This window comes from Prevotella pectinovora (assembly GCF_041323955.1).
Taxonomy (GTDB): Bacteria; Bacteroidota; Bacteroidia; order Bacteroidales; family Bacteroidaceae; genus Prevotella; species Prevotella pectinovora.
Map to the genome: position 1 here is coordinate 2701267 of NZ_JBGLIV010000001.1, position 17250 is coordinate 2718516.

The window sequence follows — 17250 nt, forward strand, 5'->3', positions numbered from 1 at the left end:
GGGAAAGGGGATGGGAGGAATGGGAAGAATGGGACAAATAGGAGAAATAGGACAAATAGGAGAAATACCACTCCAAACTACTCAATCCAGACTCCTCTCTCCTCATTCCTCTCTCCTCACTCAAATCTCAAATCCCTTAAACTCCTCGTTGATGATGAGATTCTTCACCTTGCTCATACCCATGTCGTCGGTGCTGTCTACATCCTCCGGATAAACGGGGATTACGGCACCCTTGCGCACAAACACCGGCATACGGTCGAGCGGTGTCTCTATGTCCTTCAGCCATCTGCCGCCGTCGCTTACCGAGAAGCGGTCGCCGGTGAAGAACTCTACCCATTCTCCTTCCGGCAGATATATGTCGCGACAGTTGTCGCTGCTCATTACGGGAGCCACAAGGAAGTCGTCGCCGAAATAGTATTCATCATCGATATGCCAGCAGTTGTTGTCTTCGGGATGGTGGAAGATAAGTGCCTGCACGATGGTTGATCCGCTGTGTGTTGCCTTCTCGCTCTCGCGGAGGATATATGGAATGAGTTTGTAGCGCAGCTTCCACCAGCGCTTCACCATCGGTGCGATGTTGGGATAATGCCATGGCTCACGTTTGTTGGTGCCGTGGTATCGGATATGCGAGGAGAACACGCCGAACTGTGTCCAGCGCATATACACATCATCGCTGACAACGGAGTTCATGAAGTTTGGCAACGTATGGAATCCCGGCACGTCGTGGCTCCAGAAGGCAAAGCCGGAGAGTCCGAAATGGAGTCCGCCACGCAGCGAACCGGCGAGTCCCTCCCACGAACTGCAGGAGTCTCCGCCCCAATGCAGCGGATATCTCTGGCATCCTGCCCATGCGGAACGTGCCCACACGATGCCGTCGCCTGTCACCTCCTTCGTTATCTCGTATGCCGCCTTCTGATAGAGCAGCGAGTAGAGGTTGTTGAGGAGTTCCGGCGACATGTTCTCGTATTCGGCATCCATGTGGATATTCTCTCCGAAGTCGGTCTTTATACATTTCACTCCCATATCGAGAAGATTCTTCAGCAGACCTTTATACCAGTTTGTCGCCTTCTCGCTGGTGAAATCAATGGTGCCGGCATAGTCGAGGGCTGAGAAGTTGGAGCCTTCTGAATCCTGCTTTCTGGTGAGCTTGCAGATATAGTTGTTCTTGCGTGCCTCGTCAATCTGCTCTGCATCTTCTGCCACATACGGCAACTGCCACAACGACACCTTGAAACCTTTCTTGAGCAGTCCCTGCACGAAGGCTTTTGGATCGGGGAAGCGTTCCTCGTTGAATTTCCATTCGCAGAGCCAGTCGGTTTTGAACCATCCCGTGTCGAGATGTATCACGTCGCATGGATAATGCTCCTTGCGCAGACGGTCGCAGATGCCGTTCACCTCGTCGGCACTGAAATATGTCATACGGCTCATCCACACTCCGTAGCTCCATAGCGGCGGCATGGAGGGATAGCCGGTGAGGTCGCGATAGCCTCTTGTAATCTTCTCCACGGTGTCGCCGCCGATGATAAAGGCGTCGATGAGAGCCTGGTCGCTGAGAAATTCCACCGACCGCGTTGACACTCCGGCGAGCGACAGCTTACTGTATGCCGTGGTGTGATAGAACACGCCATACATGCGGCTGGAGATATAGAACGGTATGTTCTCGTATGTGCGGCGGTTGTTCACTCCCTGTCCGTCCTGGTTCTTCAGGAAGAAAGTCTGTCCGCTGAGATCCATCTTCCCGAAGCGCTCTCCTGTTCCGACGAAGCACTCGTTAAGCTTGCATTCGAACGACAGCGTGGCACGCTCTCTCCTGCCGTTCAGCTTGCAGTAAGCCAAAGGCAGGGCATCATAGCGTGGTGGCGAGAAGTGGTCGTAGGCGGCGAGTCTCACCTCATGCTTCCCGTCGGGATACAGTCGCATGTCGAGTGTCTCCTGCGGGTCGGGCAGCAGCTCGCTCCATCTGTCGAGCACCGGCTGCTGCATGTTTATCACCGCCCTTCTCACACCAGCGCCGTCGGTAATGATCCATTGGTCATCCACGAACTCCGCTTTCAGCGGCAACCGCTTCACACGAGCGCTCATCTGCAGCATCTCCGAGGTGTCTGAGGGCTGTTCTCCCCCGCATCCCATGAAGAGGCGGAGGATTCCGGGTTCATATTGTCGTATCACGAGAGTCTGTGTCTCCTGCGGCACATCGGTGTCGGGAGCCATATCGTTGGCAAGCTGCTGTTTCTGGAAAGGCACCTCCACGAGGATGTCTCCATCCTTCTCTCTGACGGATGTCGGCTTGTATGCCTTCCACAGCGACTCATCTCTTTTGAGGTCTGTATCGAAATCCATGAAATCGAACAGATGGTAGTTTGTTGGTCTCATTGTGTATTGTTGTATTCTATTGTTTTAGTAGTGGATTATCGCCTCAGTCTGCCGGCGGCTTCCTTCGTAGCCTTGTCCACCTTCGGTCCGTTGCCTTTTATCAGCATGTTCTTTCCCGGCTGGTTGTAGCCGAAGAGTTCCTTCGGACACCAGTTGCCGGTAACGGTATATCCGTCGGTGGCCTCATCGAAATAGATGTAGAAGGCGCGGTCGTTGGTGGCGTATGGAGCCTTATGAAGGTCTTCTATCCTATTGTTCTTTATTTCTGATCCCGGCTGCGACGACAGGGTGTATATCCCTCCCACATCATAGAGCTGGCGGGCGAAGTCGTGCACGTAGTTGGCAACTATCCTGTTGTTGCGCATCCCGCTCTCCCGTGGGGTCCATCCCCACCCCACGCAGATGCCGGAGTAGTTGAGATGGTGCACCTCGTTATGGCTTATCTCGATATTGCTGACGTAGCCGGCTGCTATTCCCACACAGCTCCAGTCCTCGTTGGCGGCGTCGCTCACCTCATTGTCGGTAATCGTTATGGCGTCGCAGAGATCAGATGACACGAGCGGTTTGAAGGGCACATGGGTCTCGAAGCCTCCGTCGGGGAAATGTCCCACAAGGATTCCGGTGCCGCCGATGTCTGAGAAGGTGCATCCGCTGACCGTGGAACGGGATGCTGCCAACTGATAGTCGAGTGCTGTCGCTCCGAGATGGACGAAGCGGCAGTCCTTGAAGTCTATGCCGCTGGCATGACGGATGCTGACGGCAGCTTCAGGACGGGCTATCCAAGCCTGGTTCTCAAGCGATGCCTTCTCCGGCAGTCCCGGCTTCTGCAGCTTGTAGGCGTCTGTCATGCGGAAACCGCCCTGCAGCGTCACCAGTCCTTCGTATAGCGGACGTGTCCATGCGGAGTGGGCGAAAGTGATATTCTGGAACTGTATGTCGTGTACCGTGCGCTCCCTCGTGCCGTCAACGGAAGCCAACGTTTCCATCACCGGCACTATGGCCTCGACTGTAGTCATGTCTTCTCCCTCTCGTGGCAGATAGTATATCCTGCCGGAGGGATAGTCCTGATACCACTCTCCCGGAGCATCGAGCAGCTGTGGGGCGTTGACGAGGCAGAACGATGAACAGCCTTTCTCACCGTCTATCACAGGTTGTGGCCATGGGTGTTCGAATTCAAGCTGACTTTCAGGTTCATGGAATGACACCTGAGTGTAGCCATTGCCGAGGGGCCGCATTTCCTTTACTCTCAATATTGCTATCGCCCACCGCTGATGAACGAGCATTTCGAGTTCTCCTGCGCCGGAGAGGTCTTCTTTTGGCGTGGGTATAGTGATGGTGCGTGATGCCGCATCGAAGTCTTTCATGCGAATCATCTCGCCATAACGGCCCTGCTGTGCCCTGACCGCCTTGTTGCCGTTTACCCACAGCTGGCGGCAGTATACTATCCTGTTTCCGCTTCTTGGAGCGTCTGCCACCCACACGCGGCTACGGACATTCTCAGGAATCCTCGTGTCTGAACATCCCTTATGCCAGCCGTCGAGAGGCATTCCTCCGCTTATCACCGTCGGTTTTCCGCCGTCATCACCGCATATCACAGTGGGTGAATCCGGTGTGCCGGAGTCTTCGGGGCGCAGGAACAGCGGTTTCTGCAGACGGTAGTCGCCGCCACTGAGGTGGATGCGGATGCCTCCAGCCGTTTCCTGTCTGTTGAGCCGGCGCCACTCCCTCGCCATCCTGATGGCGGCGGCAGGAGTGAGCAGAGGGGCACTGACTGTGCCAGGAGCGGTGTCGCTGCCTGTAGGAGCCACATATATGTCGCCTGCCATGACGGGTGTTCCCATAAGGAACAGCAGGAGTGATGAGAATATTGTCTTTATCATTGTCTTGTAGGTAGTTTTTTACGAAGGGAAAGGACACAGTATAATAATCCTCACCCTATATATCAAGACGTTGGCACACGCCTCTTTGTAATGCTCTTTATCATGAAAAAATCCGACAGACAGGTTTTCGCTGCAAGCCGGAACTGGAATGTATGAAGAAAGCGGCAGACTAATCCCCAAACGGTAATCAGAACGTTTGTGGTTAATGCCGCCGCACTCCTCACTTTGCATCGTCTTTCGGAACGGAATTCTGCAGTATATATCTGTACTCCTTTGGCGACGCTCCGAAACGGCTCTTCACGAACTTTCCGAAGAACGAGATATTGGGGAATCCCAGGCTGTCGGCGATTTCCTTCACCGACATGTCGCTATATTTGAGTTTCTGGGTCACCTGCTCGGCTATATACTCGTGTATCCACTCCAAGGCTGTCTTGCCGCTCACCGACTTGCACACCGTTGAGAGATATTTCGGAGTGACACAGAGCCGCTCGGCGTATGACTTCACGGAGCGGTCGCTACCGTTGACATTGGCAAGCATCTCTATAAAGCGGTGGAACAGGAGTTCGCCCTGTCTGAAACCGGCATCCATCCTCTTGACATCCAGATTGGGGGCGATGATGGCGGCAAGCTCATAAAACATACAGTGGAACAACGACTGCATTATCTCCTTGTGGTAATAGCCGTGGGGATTGTCTATCTTGTAGCGTATGAGCGAATAGTATTTGTCGATGAGAAAGCGTGACTCGCCGGAGAGATGGATGACGGGGTTTCTCGCCACGTATGCCATGATGTTCCACACATCGCGGTTGATAATGAGACTCTTGCGCATCGCCTTGTATGACAGGGCCATGAGTTTCACCTCATAGTCGGGAGAACACTTGCTCTTGTTTATAAACGAGTTTGGCGGACATATCACCAAGTCGCCTGCCACAGCCTTCACGCTGACACCGTTGATGTCGCACTGCATCTCTCCCTTCTCCACAAAGCCAATCGTCACCATCTCGAGTCTCACCGTGCGTTCCACATGGGCACGGTCATTGCTGTTGAGCAACACGATGTCGCCATCGGTATAGTTCACCAGACCTTTCTCCACGAGATAGTCGATATTCACGTTCAGCTCTTTCTCTTCCATAAATATATCTGTCGTTAGATAAATAATTCTTTCCTAAGTGAAGGTAAAAGCATACCAATTTATTTTTTCACCGTCTCTAAAAATGTTCAGACCGCAAATATAGTCATATTTTCTTAAAACATTCTTTTTTCCAAAGAAAAGTGTTCAAAATATCCACAACTTGGAAATTAGGAACAGTATATCTGGCCGCTCGCTATTACTCATTAAAAGCCAAACAAAATACACTCTTCTAAAAATACAAAATACGAGCAAGCCCTAACGACCGATTCGGGTTTAAAATGGGCACGATGCTTGCCCAACACAGGCATATATTCCCATGGTCGTGTTTACAGAGTTCTGCCAATACAAGCAAATTCCTGACATCAGCAAAACATCGTTTATTTTTGCAACCAAAATGACTGCCAATAAAAAAAGCCACCCTCGTGCTCTCATATTACCTTTTTTTCATACTTTTGCATCTATAGACACAGCACAGACAGTCTGTGTGGCACGATAATAAATTACAACATCATGTTTGAGAAACATCTGACATACGACGACCTCGACATCACCGACCGCGAACTGCTCATACAGATGGGCTACGGGGAGGCGGAGGCTGACGACGACACCAGACTGGAGATTGAGAGGATGAGAGAGAGGGTGAGGGATATACTGAAGCCACGATTCTGCTTTCACATCGAAGAGGAGGGAGAACTGGACTGCCACTCGAAGACGCTCACCACCGGCGGACACACGTTCGGCATCGGACCGATTATCACCTCACAGCTGCGCGGATCGGAGGCTTACGCATTTTTCGTGGCTACGAGCGGCATGGAGTTTGAAAGGCTGCAACGCCAACTGGAAGAGGAGGGCGACATGGTGAGGGTGTTCATCGCCGATGCCATGGGAAGCGTGATAGCAGAGAAGACCGCCGACATCATGGAGCGCTGGCTGCAGGTGTTCATAAACGGCAGAGGATGGAAACACACCAACCGGTTCAGTCCGGGCTACTGCGGATGGCACGTGAGCGAACAGCAGATGCTCTTCAGTATGTTGCCGGAGAAAGACCCTTGCGGAGTGAGGCTCACCGACTCGTCGCTGATGATTCCGATAAAAAGCGTGAGCGGTGTGACAGGACTCGGCAGGGAAGTGAAAAAGCTGGAATATACATGCGGATTGTGCAACTATGCCAAGTGTTACAAACGAAGGAAAAGGGAGCGGAAATAAGCGTTTGTTGTATGCATCCCACTTCTAAAGGTTTTTTCTATCTTGAGTTAAAGATAACAAAAGCGAACAAAAAAAACGGTTTGAAAAAGACAAGGGATTGACTTTATTGCTATATTCGCAAAATACATAGAGATACACATTCTCAATCTATTGCTAATAGGTTACCATGCCGGGAGGCATTGACCTATGTGTATCATTTTTTAGCAAAAAAAGTGGTAATAGATTGTTTGTAGTTACTGACGACGGCAAGTCGTTGCCGCATTGGGGTGTCATAAGGTTAAAACTATTAAAGGATAACTATAAAATGACACCCCATTTTTTTATTTTATCCCCCATAGCTTCTTACTGTGCAGATGATTCCGCTGGCATCAGCCACCTACCTGAGCAAATGATTCTACTGTCATCAACCACCTACCAGTACAAATGATTCCGCTGACATCAGCCCCCACCTATCCTCCCCCGTAGGGGAGGGACTGATTACACTGGAGTATCGATTATTCTGAAATATCAATTGCTCTGGAGTATCTGAATTTCAACAACTTACCCACAAACCGGAGTAACCTGCATCTCACCTACGGGGGAGAACGAGAGGGGGCTGAAGTTCAGTTGCAGAGTAACTATTTTCCCTCCCTTTGGGAGGGCCAGGGTGGGTTCCCAGAGTGGGTTGTGTGGGTTGCCCTGCCATCATCACTCTTTCTCCGTTTCCTTATATATGATAGGATTTGCACCGCTGGTAAGGGCGAGGGCCTCAGGATGGTCCTTGATATAGGAGTCGATGTGGCGCATGCGCTTCTCCTCAAGAATCTCGTCAACGGCAATGAGGATTCCCGTCTCCTCCACGTCGCCGAAGCCATCATTGATGGCGGTGCCGAAGAGCTTCATCGTAGGACTGAGGTTCATGTATGCGTTTACGAGCGGCGGGATATTGTAGCCCATCTTTCGTATCTCACGGTTGAGAATCCTGTAGTCTGCCTTGAAATCATCCTCGCAGAATATCTCTTCGAGTTCCTTCGGGTCTGTCTCTATCTTGAGCGGCTCCATCGGTATCACGAGGTTCTCCTTGTCGTCGAAATGCTTCTTCAGAAAATACAATATCATATCCCTGCCCTTGCGGATATACGAGGGATACATGGTCATCTTGCCGAAGAAATACTTCACGTTTGGCATTATCACGGTAAGCGCTCCCAGTCCGTCCCACAGGTTGTCGAGGGCAAATAGGCTCTTGGCTCCCATTCTGGAGCTCTGATAAGGAAGCGCCACGAAGGAGCGGCCCAGCTCAATGGTCTGCGGCATGTATTCCTTCATGAACTTGTCGGAAAAATGGAACATGTGGCTCGTGGCGAGCACGGGCTGTCCGTTGGCGTCAACATCAACGTCGGTGCCAAGGATATAGCGATAGCCGCCGATGATCTCTTCAGCCTCCGGATTCCACACGATGAGCTGCTTGTAGCTGTTTGGCATGGTGTCGAACTCATCGATATCCATACTCTTGCCGGTGCCGCCGCCAGCCTCTCTGAAGGCTATCTCACGAAGACGGCCGATTTCCTTCATCACGTTGGGCGCTTCATGAGCCGTTACGATATATATTTCGTTGTTGCTCTTGTTTGTCATTCGCAGCTGGCGCTCTGGAGTGAGCTCCTGCTTGAGCAATTCCTTATCTATTGGCTGGATAATCTCTTGTTCCATTTTCTGATGATATTGTTGTAAGAATATCTGTTCTTTCTTGTTACTGACTTGTCTTTGTTTCTCTCCCCTCTCTTCCATTACAGCTCATACACCTTGTCCTCTACGTAGAGTGCCCATTGCTTAGGTGTCTTGCTCTTGTCGAAGGTCTGCCACGGTATCGGCTTGCCTATCTTGATGGTGAATTCCTTGTGGACGTTCTTATACATCTCGTCGACGAGGAACAGCATGGCGATATTGAACTTTATGCCGAGCCGCTTGCTGATGTTGGCAAGATTGTAGAAGAAGTTGGAGTTCTGCCCTCCGAAGTGTATCGGCACTATGTCGCGGTGGTATTCCACGCTCTTCGTCACGAAGGTCTTCGTCCAGGGAATGTCGTGGATCCTGCCTTTTATACGCCTTGAACAGAGTCCGGCGGGAAACATCAGCATGTGGTTGTCGCTGTTGAATCCAGCCTCCACCATGGCGGGGAAATTGCGGCTCTGATGTCCGGTCTTGTTTATCGGGATACAGAGCGGGGCGAGTCCCGGCAGGTTCATGAGCAGGTCGTTCACGAGATATCTGAAGTTGCCGTCGTAGTGTTTTCCTATCACGGCTCCGAGCGCCACTCCGTCGATGCCTCCGAGGGGATGGTTGCTGACGAAGGTGTAGAGCTTGCCGTCGTTCTTGTCGGGCAGGTTCTCGGCGCCTTCAATCTTGAGCGTCATGTCGAGATACTTCACACAGTCTTCGAGCCACTCCACACCGATGTGGTCCTTGTGCTCCCACAAGAACGCGTTCACCTCTTTCTGGTGGATTATATGCCTAAGCCATCTGGTGAGCACTCCCGGCACGTAGCGTGCCTTGTCGCCCATCTTGTCCTTAAGTATTTTGTCTATGTCAATCGTATTCTCTGTTACTTCCATCTAATCCGGATTCTTTTCTCTTTTCATAAAAAAAACTAGGTCGAGAAGTGGCCTATCTTTTATGCTTATGCAAAAATAAGCTATCTTTTTCAAATATGTTACTTTTTTAACTAAAAAGTTGTCCAAGTCATATATTTATTACGATATAGTAACACTCGGGAGTTTATTTTCATCCCTGCAACGTGCAGAATGCGACAAAAGCGCATCTCATTCATATATCAGCGTGGTCATCCTGTCGGGGTCGAAGATGTCGAGTGCCGCCTGCTGTATTTCCCGCGCCGTTACATTGTCGATGTCTGCCATCAGCTTCTCCACGTCTTTCAGCCAACCGTAATGAAGGAATGCCTTGCCGAAATCGAGGGCGAAGCTCTCCCTGTTGTCACATGCCACGCCTATCTGTCCCTTTATCTGGCGTTTGGCTGCCTTGAGCTGACTTTCTGAGAGGGGACGGTCCATAACGCGGTCGAGCTCGCGGCGCACGAGGCGAAGGCATTTCTTCACGTCCTTCGGGTCGCAGCCGAAATAGGTGCACCAGAGTCCGGTGTCGGAATAGCTCACCATGGAACTTTCCACCGTGTAGACAAGGGCGTTGCGCTCTCGCAGCGAGATATTGAGGCGTGCGTTCATGCCTGGTCCGCCAAGGATGTTGTTGAGCAGATAGAGGGGCAGACGGTGGTTGTCGTGTGCGCTGTACGCCCTGTTGCCCACCATGACATGTGCCTGATGGGTTCCCTTGTCGTGTACGATATGCTGGGGCTGGTATGGGGGCAGCGTTATGGAGGGTGTCACGTCGATGAGCGGCTGGGCGGCAGGAAATGCCGATGTGGCTCTCTTGAGCTGTCGCACCACGCTCTTGAAGTCTACGTCACCATATACGAAGAACACGGTGTTCTCCGGCCTGTAGTAGCGCTGCGTGAAGCGCAGGGCGTCGGCAGTGGTGTATGTACGGAGGGTGTCGGCAGAACCGAGGATATTGTGCCCCAGGGGATGTCCGGCGAAGATGGCATTCTCGAAATCGTCGAAGATGAGCTCTGCCGGCGAGTCGTTGTAGCTCTCTATCTCGTCGCATATCACTTCCACCTCCTTGTCTATCTCCGCCTGCGGATAGGTGCTGCCGAACACGATGTCGGTGAGGAGGTCTACGGCACGCGGGAAATGGTTTTTCAGAATGGCGGAATAGTACACCGTGTCTTCCTTGTTGGTAAAGGCGTTGAGGTCGCCTCCCACGCTCTCCAGCCTGTTGAGTATCTGCATTGCCGAACGGTGGCGGGTGCCCTTGAAGGTGGTATGCTCGCAGAAATGTGCCATGCCTTCCTCGCCTTCCTTCTCATCGCGTGTGCCGGCACACACTTCATATCCACAATACACCACGGGGGATGCTGACGGACAGTGGATAGCACGCAGTCCGTTGTCGAGAGTCGCCGTATTATATTTCATGTTGTCTGTCTCCATCTTTTAGTCGTGCAAAGGTAATGCAAAAAAGCGACTAAAATGAAAGAAACGGGATTTTATCCAAAATCGATCATTAAGGGGTTGCCTGGATTTTGGTGTTTTTAGAAGAGTGGATTTTGTCTTTTTATCACAAATCGGGAGGCTTTAGACTGTTTTTTCCGGAGGGGGCATCATGCCGCTTGGGGGCATGGAAGACCAGTATTCCGGCGGCATAGCGCAAAAAAGGCCGCTGCGACTATTGTCCAGCGACCTTTTACATCAGTATGTTATGAAAAATTTGAGAGAATGAAGCTTCACAGCTTCGGAGTTGTTTTAATAATATTGTTTTGAGAAAGCATAGAAAAAAATTCTTATTTCAGTATTGCGGAGACAGCCACGGTTTTCTTCAGCGTGTCCATCTTCACGGAGTCGCCCATCGCCACCGACGGACCGTTGTGCACCTTCGGTGTCACGGCAACGGCAGCTGGCATCTCGTCGCCCTCTTCGTTGAATGCCATCTGCGAGGCATTTCCGAGGGTCAGGATTATAGCCACCACGGCGGCGGCCTTGAATAGCGGCATCATGCGCTGACGCAATGTCACCACCTTTGCCTTCACCGTCACAGGCTCGCCAATGAGAGCCTCCATCCTTGCGTCGAAGTCATCACCGAGCACGTTCTCCTCCTCAGCCTTTGCATAAGTAAACAACGGCTTGTATGGGAGAAGGCTTGCAGGGATGTCGTCCTGACAGAAGAATGCTTTCAGGATAGCCTCCTCCTCAAGGGTGGTCTGGCTGTTCCAGTAGCGCTCCAATAGCTGTTCGATGTATTTATAATCCATATTCTGCATTTTCGTTGAACTTTTGTTTTACTGCCTGTCTCGCACGGTAGATATTCACCTTTACCTGTTCTTCGCTGATGGAAAGCACCTCGGCGATGTCTTTGTAGCTCTTGCCTTCGAAATCGCGCAGCTGCATACAGGTTTTCTGCTTCTCCGGCAGCCCATCCACGATTCGCTTCACCATCTCCAGCATGTCGCGCTGTTCGGTGCGCTGGTAGGGAGTAGCCATGCTTGTGGCACGAGGCTCCAATGTGTCTTGGTCGAGCGACTCTTCGCGCCACGACGAGCGCTTGGTCTTGTCGAGAGCTATGTTCCTGCATATCGTCAGGCTGAACGCCTCTATCGAGTCGATGTCTTGCAGGGTGTCCCGCCGGTCCCAGACTTTCATCAGCGTATCCTGTACGACGTCTTCTGCTTCCTCCTTGTTCATCGTGATGCGGAGGGCAAGGCGGAAGAGCACGTTTTTCAACGGCAGCACATCGTTTCGGAAACTGACTATTTTCATTTGCCTCTATTTTTAAGACGATTAGGTTTTGAAGAAGTTACAGGAATGGGCAACTTTTCTATGCTTTTAACTTTTATTCAGATTCTACGGGTCGTTTGGCGTCCTTTTCCGGATATCATCTATATCCCGGTTTTCCTTAGCCAAACTATCCCACCCTACCCTCTTTTGCGTAAAGGTATGGATGGGATAATCATGGTATGCTTGGTGTATTATCCCAAAACGCCCTAATGACTGATTTGGGATTATTCCAGATAGGTGTATCCGTAGAGTCCTGACCTGTAGTTGGAGAGGAATTCCTTGCCCTCTTCCAATGAGATCTTGCCTTGCTTCACGCTCTTTGTCACCCAGCGCTCAAGCTGTCTGACGAGCTCTTTCGGCTTGTACTGCACATAGCTGAGCACCTCTTCTACGGTCTCGCCGTCGAAAATCTGGTCGATGCTGTATTTACCGTCTTTCACTGAGATATGTACGGCATTGGTATCGCCGAAGAGGTTGTGCATATCACCGAGGATTTCCTGGTATGCTCCCACAAGGAACACTCCGAGATAGTATGGCTCGTTCTTGCGCACGGTGTGTACGGGCAGGATATGCGATATGTTGCGGTTTGTCACGAAGTTGGCTATCTTGCCGTCGCTGTCGCAGGTGATGTCCTGTATCGTGGCGCTGCGCGTAGGTCTCTCGTTGAGTCTCTGCAGCGGAACGATCGGGAAGAGCTGGTCTATGGCCCAGCTGTCGGGCAGCGACTGGAAGAGGGAGAAGTTGCAGAAATACTTGTCGGCAAGCAGCTTGTCGAGTTTCTTCAGTTCCTCTGGCTGATGCTTGAGGGTCTTTGCCATACTGTTTATCTCGCGGCATACGCTCCAGTACATCCTCTCTATCTCGGCACGTGTCTGAAGGTCTACCATGCCATGGCTGAAGAGGTCGAGTGCCTCCTCGCGTATCTGCTCGGCGTCGTGCCAGTCTTCCATCATGGAGCGTGGGTTGAGGTTGTCCCAGATTTCGTAGAGGTCTTTCACGAGCTTGTGGGCACCATTCTCCGGCTCGAACTCCTCGTTCATCTCCGGCAGTGATGCCGTTTCGAGCACGTCGATGACGAGCACCGAGTGATGGGCAGAGAGCGACCGTCCGCTCTCGGTGATGAGGTTGGGGTGATGTATGCCGTTGGCGTTGGCTGCCTCAACGAAGGTATAGAGACAGTCGTTCACATACTCCTGTATGGAGTAGTTCACGCTGCTCTCGCTGTTTGAAGAGCGTGTGCCGTCGTAGTCTACTCCCAGTCCGCCACCGCAGTCAACGAATTCCACGTCGTATCCCATCTTGTGGAGCTGAATATAGAACTGCGATGCCTCTCTGAGGGCTGTCTGAATGCGGCGTATCTTGGTTATCTGGCTACCGATATGGAAATGGATGAGCTTGAGACAGTCTTTCATGTTCAGCTTCTCCAGCTTCTCCAGTGCGGCGAGGAGCTCCGAACTGGTGAGTCCGAACTTGCTGGCGTCGCCGCCGCTCTCCTCCCATTTTCCGCTTCCCGACGAGGCGAGCTTGATGCGCACGCCGAGGTTAGGACGCACACCGAGTTTCTTGGCTGCCTTCGAGATGATGTCTATCTCGTTGAGCTTCTCCACCACGATGAAGATGCGCTTGCCCATCTTCTGTGCGAGGAGGGCGAGCTCGATGTAGCTCTGGTCTTTGTATCCGTTGCAGATTATGAGCGAGTCGCTCTGACACTGCACGGCGATGACGGCATGGAGCTCCGGCTTGGAACCGGCCTCAAGACCGAGGTTGAACTTGCGGCCATGGCTGATGATCTCTTCCACCACGGGCTGCATCTGGTTCACCTTGATAGGATATATCACGAAGCTCTCTCCCTGGTAGTCGTAGGCCTTGGCTGCCTTCTCAAAGCAGCTTGAGGTCTTCTCGATACGGTTGTCGAGGATATCGGGGAAGCGGAGCAGCACTGGCGGTGTGATGTCTCTCAGGGCAAGTTCGTCCATCACATCACGAATGTCTATCTGTGTATTGTCCTTACACGGAGTGACATATACGTCTCCCTTGTCGTTGATGCCAAAGTAGGATGTGCCCCACCCAACCATATTGTACAACTCCTTGGAGTCGTCAACAGTCCATTTCTTCATTTGTCTTAGCTTTCTACTATTATTAAAAATATATTTTTCATGACTCGTCCCTGCCATTTTCCTCCTGCATCACAGGGGGGAATGGCCAGGGGACGAAAGGATTAACTCTGATTATTGTCTGTTTCTATTTGATTATGCATTACGATTTCTGCAAGCCGCCTGCCTCTGTCGTGTCTCCATGGGTTCAGCATTTCAGCATCCGGCGTATCTTCCTCACCGACACTCTCACCTTGTCTCTGGAATCGAGCACGTTGACGTCGAGCACGTGTTTCGCCTTGCTGTAGTATGGTTCCCGTTGCTGGAGCTGCTGTTTGACGAAGGCTTCCACTTCTTCGGGAGTCTTGTTCAGCAGCAGCGGCCTCACGCTCTTTCCCATCTTCAGATGGGCATAGAGCACTTCGGGGGTCGCCTTCAGATACACCGTCTCGCTCTGGAGGTTCAGATAGTCCATGTTGTCGAAGAAGCAGGGGGTACCTCCGCCGCAGCTTATCACCACGTTTTCAAACTCTGCCACCTCGTGGAGCATGTTGCGCTCTATCCGGCGGAACCCTTCCTCGCCTGACTCCTCGAAGATCTGTGCCACGGTGCGGCGCATGCGGCTGGTGATATACCAGTCGAGGTCGTAGAACATCAGTCCCATGTCTTTGGCAAGCATACGTCCCACGGTGGTCTTGCCGGCTCCCATATATCCGATAAGGACTATTCTGTGCATAGGCTCTGTATTGGGATGCTTATTTCTTCACTGCATTGTTGATGATGTCCATACACTCCACATAGGTCAGCTCGGCGGCACGCTCATGCATTGCCTTGGGCAGACGGTAGTTCTTGCCGTCGTAAACGAGGTATGGTCCGTATTTGCCCTTCATGACCTCAAGCTGCGGATCTTCCTCAAACTTCTTCAGATGGCGCATGCTGTCTTCGATGCGGCGGCGCTCTATGAGTGCCACTGCCGTTGAGAGCTTGATGCTGAGGGGATCTTCGGTGGATGGCAGCGACACATACTTCTTGTTGTGCAGGATGTATGGTCCGAACCGTCCGGCGCCTATCACCACCGGTGTACCTTCGAAGTCGCCGAGCGTACGTGGCAGTTTGAAGAGTTCGAGTGCCTCGTCGAGGGTTATTGCCTCCATGCTCTTGTCTTTAGGCAACTGTGCGAAGCGTGGCTTCTCCTTGTCTTCTGCCGTTCCTATCTGTATCACCGGACCGAAGCGTCCGATCTTCACGAACACCGGTTTGCCGCTCTTTGGGTCGGTGCCGAGCTCGCGTTCTCCGGCTTTGTGCTCCTGTCGGCTGTTCATCGTCTTGTCCACCTGCGGCTCGAAGTCTTTGTAGAAATCCTGCAGCATGTCGGTCCACTGCTCCTTGCCCTCGGCGATGGTATCGAATTCCTGCTCCACCTTGGCGGTGAAATTGTAGTCGAGCACATTGGGGAAGTGTTCGAGCAGGAAATCGTTCACCACGAGTCCGATGTCTGTAGGCAACAGTTTGCCCTTCTCGCTGCCCACGGTCTCTGCCTTCTCTGTGGCTGTGATGGTGTTTCCCTTCAGCGTGTCGATGGCGAATGTGCGTTCGTCGCCCTTGCGGTCGCCTTTCTGCACGTATCCTCGCTGCTGTATGGTGCTGATGGTTGGTGCGTAGGTTGAAGGGCGTCCGATGCCCAGCTCCTCCATCTTGTGTACGAGGCTTGCCTCGGTATATCGCTGCGGTCCCTGGCTGAAGCGTTCTGTCGACACCATCTCGCCTCGCTGCAGAGTGTCACCCTCTGCCATTGGCGGCAGCTGGTTTGTGTTCATCTCACCTGAGTTCTCATCATCGTCAGACGACTCTCTGTATACCTTCAGGAATCCGTCGAAGGTCACCACTTCGCCGTTCACGGTGAATTTCTCGTGTGCCACGGTGCCGTCGGCATGGCGTATCGTGATGCCCACGGTGGTCTTCTCTATCTGTGCGTCTTCCATCTGGCAGGCTGCCGTGCGCTTCCATATCAGCTCGTAGAGCCGGCGCTCCTGTGCCGTGCCCTCCACTGTCTTGGCGTTCATATACGTAGGACGTATTGCCTCGTGGGCTTCCTGCGCTCCCTTCGAGTGGGTGTGATACTGGCGTGTCTTGTGGTATTTCTCTCCCCATGTAGCCTCTATCTCTTCCTTGCAGGCATTGATGCAGAGGGATGAGAGGTTCACGGAGTCGGTACGCATGTATGTTATCTTTCCGTTCTCATAGAGATGCTGTGCGAGCATCATGGTCTGCGACACGGTGAATCCCAGCTTGCGTGCTGCCTCCTGCTGCAGTGTGGAGGTGGTGAATGGCGGTGCCGGTGTGCGTCTGAGGGGCTTCTTCGTCACGTCGCTCACGCTGAATGCGGCATCCTTGCAGTTGTTGAGGAATGCCAGCGCCTCGTCGTGTGTCTTGAAGCGTGTGTCGAGCTCTGCCTTCACCTCTGTCTTCTTGCCGTCGGGACCGATGGCGAAGAATATGGCGTTCACTCGATAGTATGGCTCCGACTTGAATGCCTGTATCTCTCGCTCTCGCTCCACGATGAGTCTCACTGCCACGCTCTGCACTCGTCCGGCAGAAAGTGCCGGCTTCACCTTGCGCCACAACACGGGCGAGAGCTTGAAGCCCACGATGCGGTCGAGCACCCGGCGTGCCTGCTGGGCATTCACGAGGTTCATGTTGAGGAATCGCGGATGCTGGATGGCGTCGAGGATGGCGGGCTTGGTAATCTCGTGGAACACAATGCGGTTGGTGTTCTTCTCGTCGAGTCCGAGCACCTCGCACAGATGCCATGAGATGGCCTCTCCCTCGCGGTCCTCATCGGATGCCAGCCAAACCTTGCTGGCTTTCTTGGCGCTCGACCTCAGTTCTGACACGAGTTTCTTCTTCTCATCTGGTATCTCGTAGTCGGGTTCAAGGGTTTTCAGGTCGATGCTTATTTCTTTTTTCTTTAGGTCGCGGATATGTCCGTAGCTCGACATCACCTTGTAGTCCTTTCCCAGGAATTTTTCGATGGTCTTTGCCTTTGCGGGGCTCTCCACTATGACTAAATTCTCTTGCATTTCTTATATGTTTTTTATTCCGGCACGTTCCTCCCACGTGCCCCTGTTTCACAATTTGGCGGCAAAAGTAAGAAAAAGTTTCACACAACACATTATATAATGTAT

General features: G+C 52.2%; 12 protein-coding genes. 1 reads left to right on the forward strand and 11 read right to left on the reverse strand.

The window, feature by feature from the left end; translation table 11 throughout:
* Nucleotides 1–120 precede the first annotated feature (120 nt).
* The 3 genes from ACDC99_RS10525 to ACDC99_RS10535 form a co-directional block, all read right to left on the reverse strand.
* The gene (locus ACDC99_RS10525; RefSeq protein ID WP_370756715.1) at nt 121–2373 is read right to left on the reverse strand and encodes a glycoside hydrolase family 31 protein; all 2253 of its coding nucleotides are present in this window, start codon (nt 2371–2373) and stop codon (nt 121–123) included.
* Between the two features lie 35 nt (nt 2374–2408).
* Nucleotides 2409–4253 carry a right-handed parallel beta-helix repeat-containing protein gene (locus tag ACDC99_RS10530; RefSeq protein WP_288745208.1) on the reverse strand — a complete coding sequence of 615 codons (1845 nt, stop codon included), beginning with the start codon at nt 4251–4253 and terminating at the stop codon, nt 2409–2411.
* Between the two features lie 220 nt (nt 4254–4473).
* Nucleotides 4474–5385, reverse strand: coding sequence for a helix-turn-helix domain-containing protein (locus ACDC99_RS10535; RefSeq protein WP_052485427.1), 912 nt, complete (start codon nt 5383–5385; stop codon nt 4474–4476).
* A 510-nt stretch (nt 5386–5895) separates the two neighbouring features.
* Between ACDC99_RS10535 and ACDC99_RS10540 the strand changes: the two genes are divergently transcribed.
* A complete protein-coding gene (locus ACDC99_RS10540) occupies nt 5896–6591 on the forward strand; it encodes a vitamin B12 dependent-methionine synthase activation domain-containing protein (protein ID WP_042518115.1) in 696 nt (231 codons plus the stop codon).
* 687 nt (nt 6592–7278) lie between these two features.
* Here the strand turns inward: ACDC99_RS10540 and ACDC99_RS10545 are convergent.
* The 8 genes from ACDC99_RS10545 to topA all read right to left on the reverse strand — a co-directional run bounded on the left by ACDC99_RS10545 (nt 7279) and on the right by topA (nt 17145).
* A complete protein-coding gene (locus tag ACDC99_RS10545; RefSeq protein WP_022317487.1) occupies nt 7279–8277 on the reverse strand; it encodes a GNAT family N-acetyltransferase in 999 nt (332 codons plus the stop codon).
* Nucleotides 8278–8354: 77 nt separating this feature from the next.
* Complete coding sequence (locus ACDC99_RS10550; protein ID WP_042518113.1) at nt 8355–9179, reverse strand: glycerol acyltransferase; 825 nt, start codon at nt 9177–9179, stop codon at nt 8355–8357.
* Nucleotides 9180–9386: 207 nt separating this feature from the next.
* Nucleotides 9387–10616 (reverse strand): M16 family metallopeptidase, encoded by a 1230-nt coding sequence (locus ACDC99_RS10555; protein ID WP_044072967.1) that lies wholly within the window; start codon nt 10614–10616, stop codon nt 9387–9389.
* Nucleotides 10617–10981: 365 nt separating this feature from the next.
* Complete coding sequence (locus tag ACDC99_RS10560) at nt 10982–11449, reverse strand: pyruvate ferredoxin oxidoreductase (RefSeq protein WP_370756716.1); 468 nt, start codon at nt 11447–11449, stop codon at nt 10982–10984.
* Nucleotides 11439–11954, reverse strand: a complete 516-nt coding sequence (locus ACDC99_RS10565) for an RNA polymerase sigma factor (RefSeq protein ID WP_042518111.1) — start codon at nt 11952–11954, stop codon at nt 11439–11441. Before ACDC99_RS10565 ends, ACDC99_RS10560 begins: the two co-directional genes overlap by 11 nt.
* 242 nt (nt 11955–12196) lie before the next feature.
* Entirely contained in the window at nt 12197–14089 is a 1893-nt protein-coding gene (speA, locus tag ACDC99_RS10570; RefSeq protein ID WP_022317492.1) for a biosynthetic arginine decarboxylase, read from the reverse strand.
* 184 nt (nt 14090–14273) lie between these two features.
* Nucleotides 14274–14801, reverse strand: coding sequence for a shikimate kinase (locus ACDC99_RS10575; RefSeq protein WP_044065675.1), 528 nt, complete (start codon nt 14799–14801; stop codon nt 14274–14276).
* A gap of 19 nt (nt 14802–14820) precedes the next feature.
* Nucleotides 14821–17145, reverse strand: a complete 2325-nt coding sequence (gene topA, locus ACDC99_RS10580; RefSeq protein WP_288772104.1) for a type I DNA topoisomerase — start codon at nt 17143–17145, stop codon at nt 14821–14823.
* Nucleotides 17146–17250: the final 105 nt, after the last annotated feature.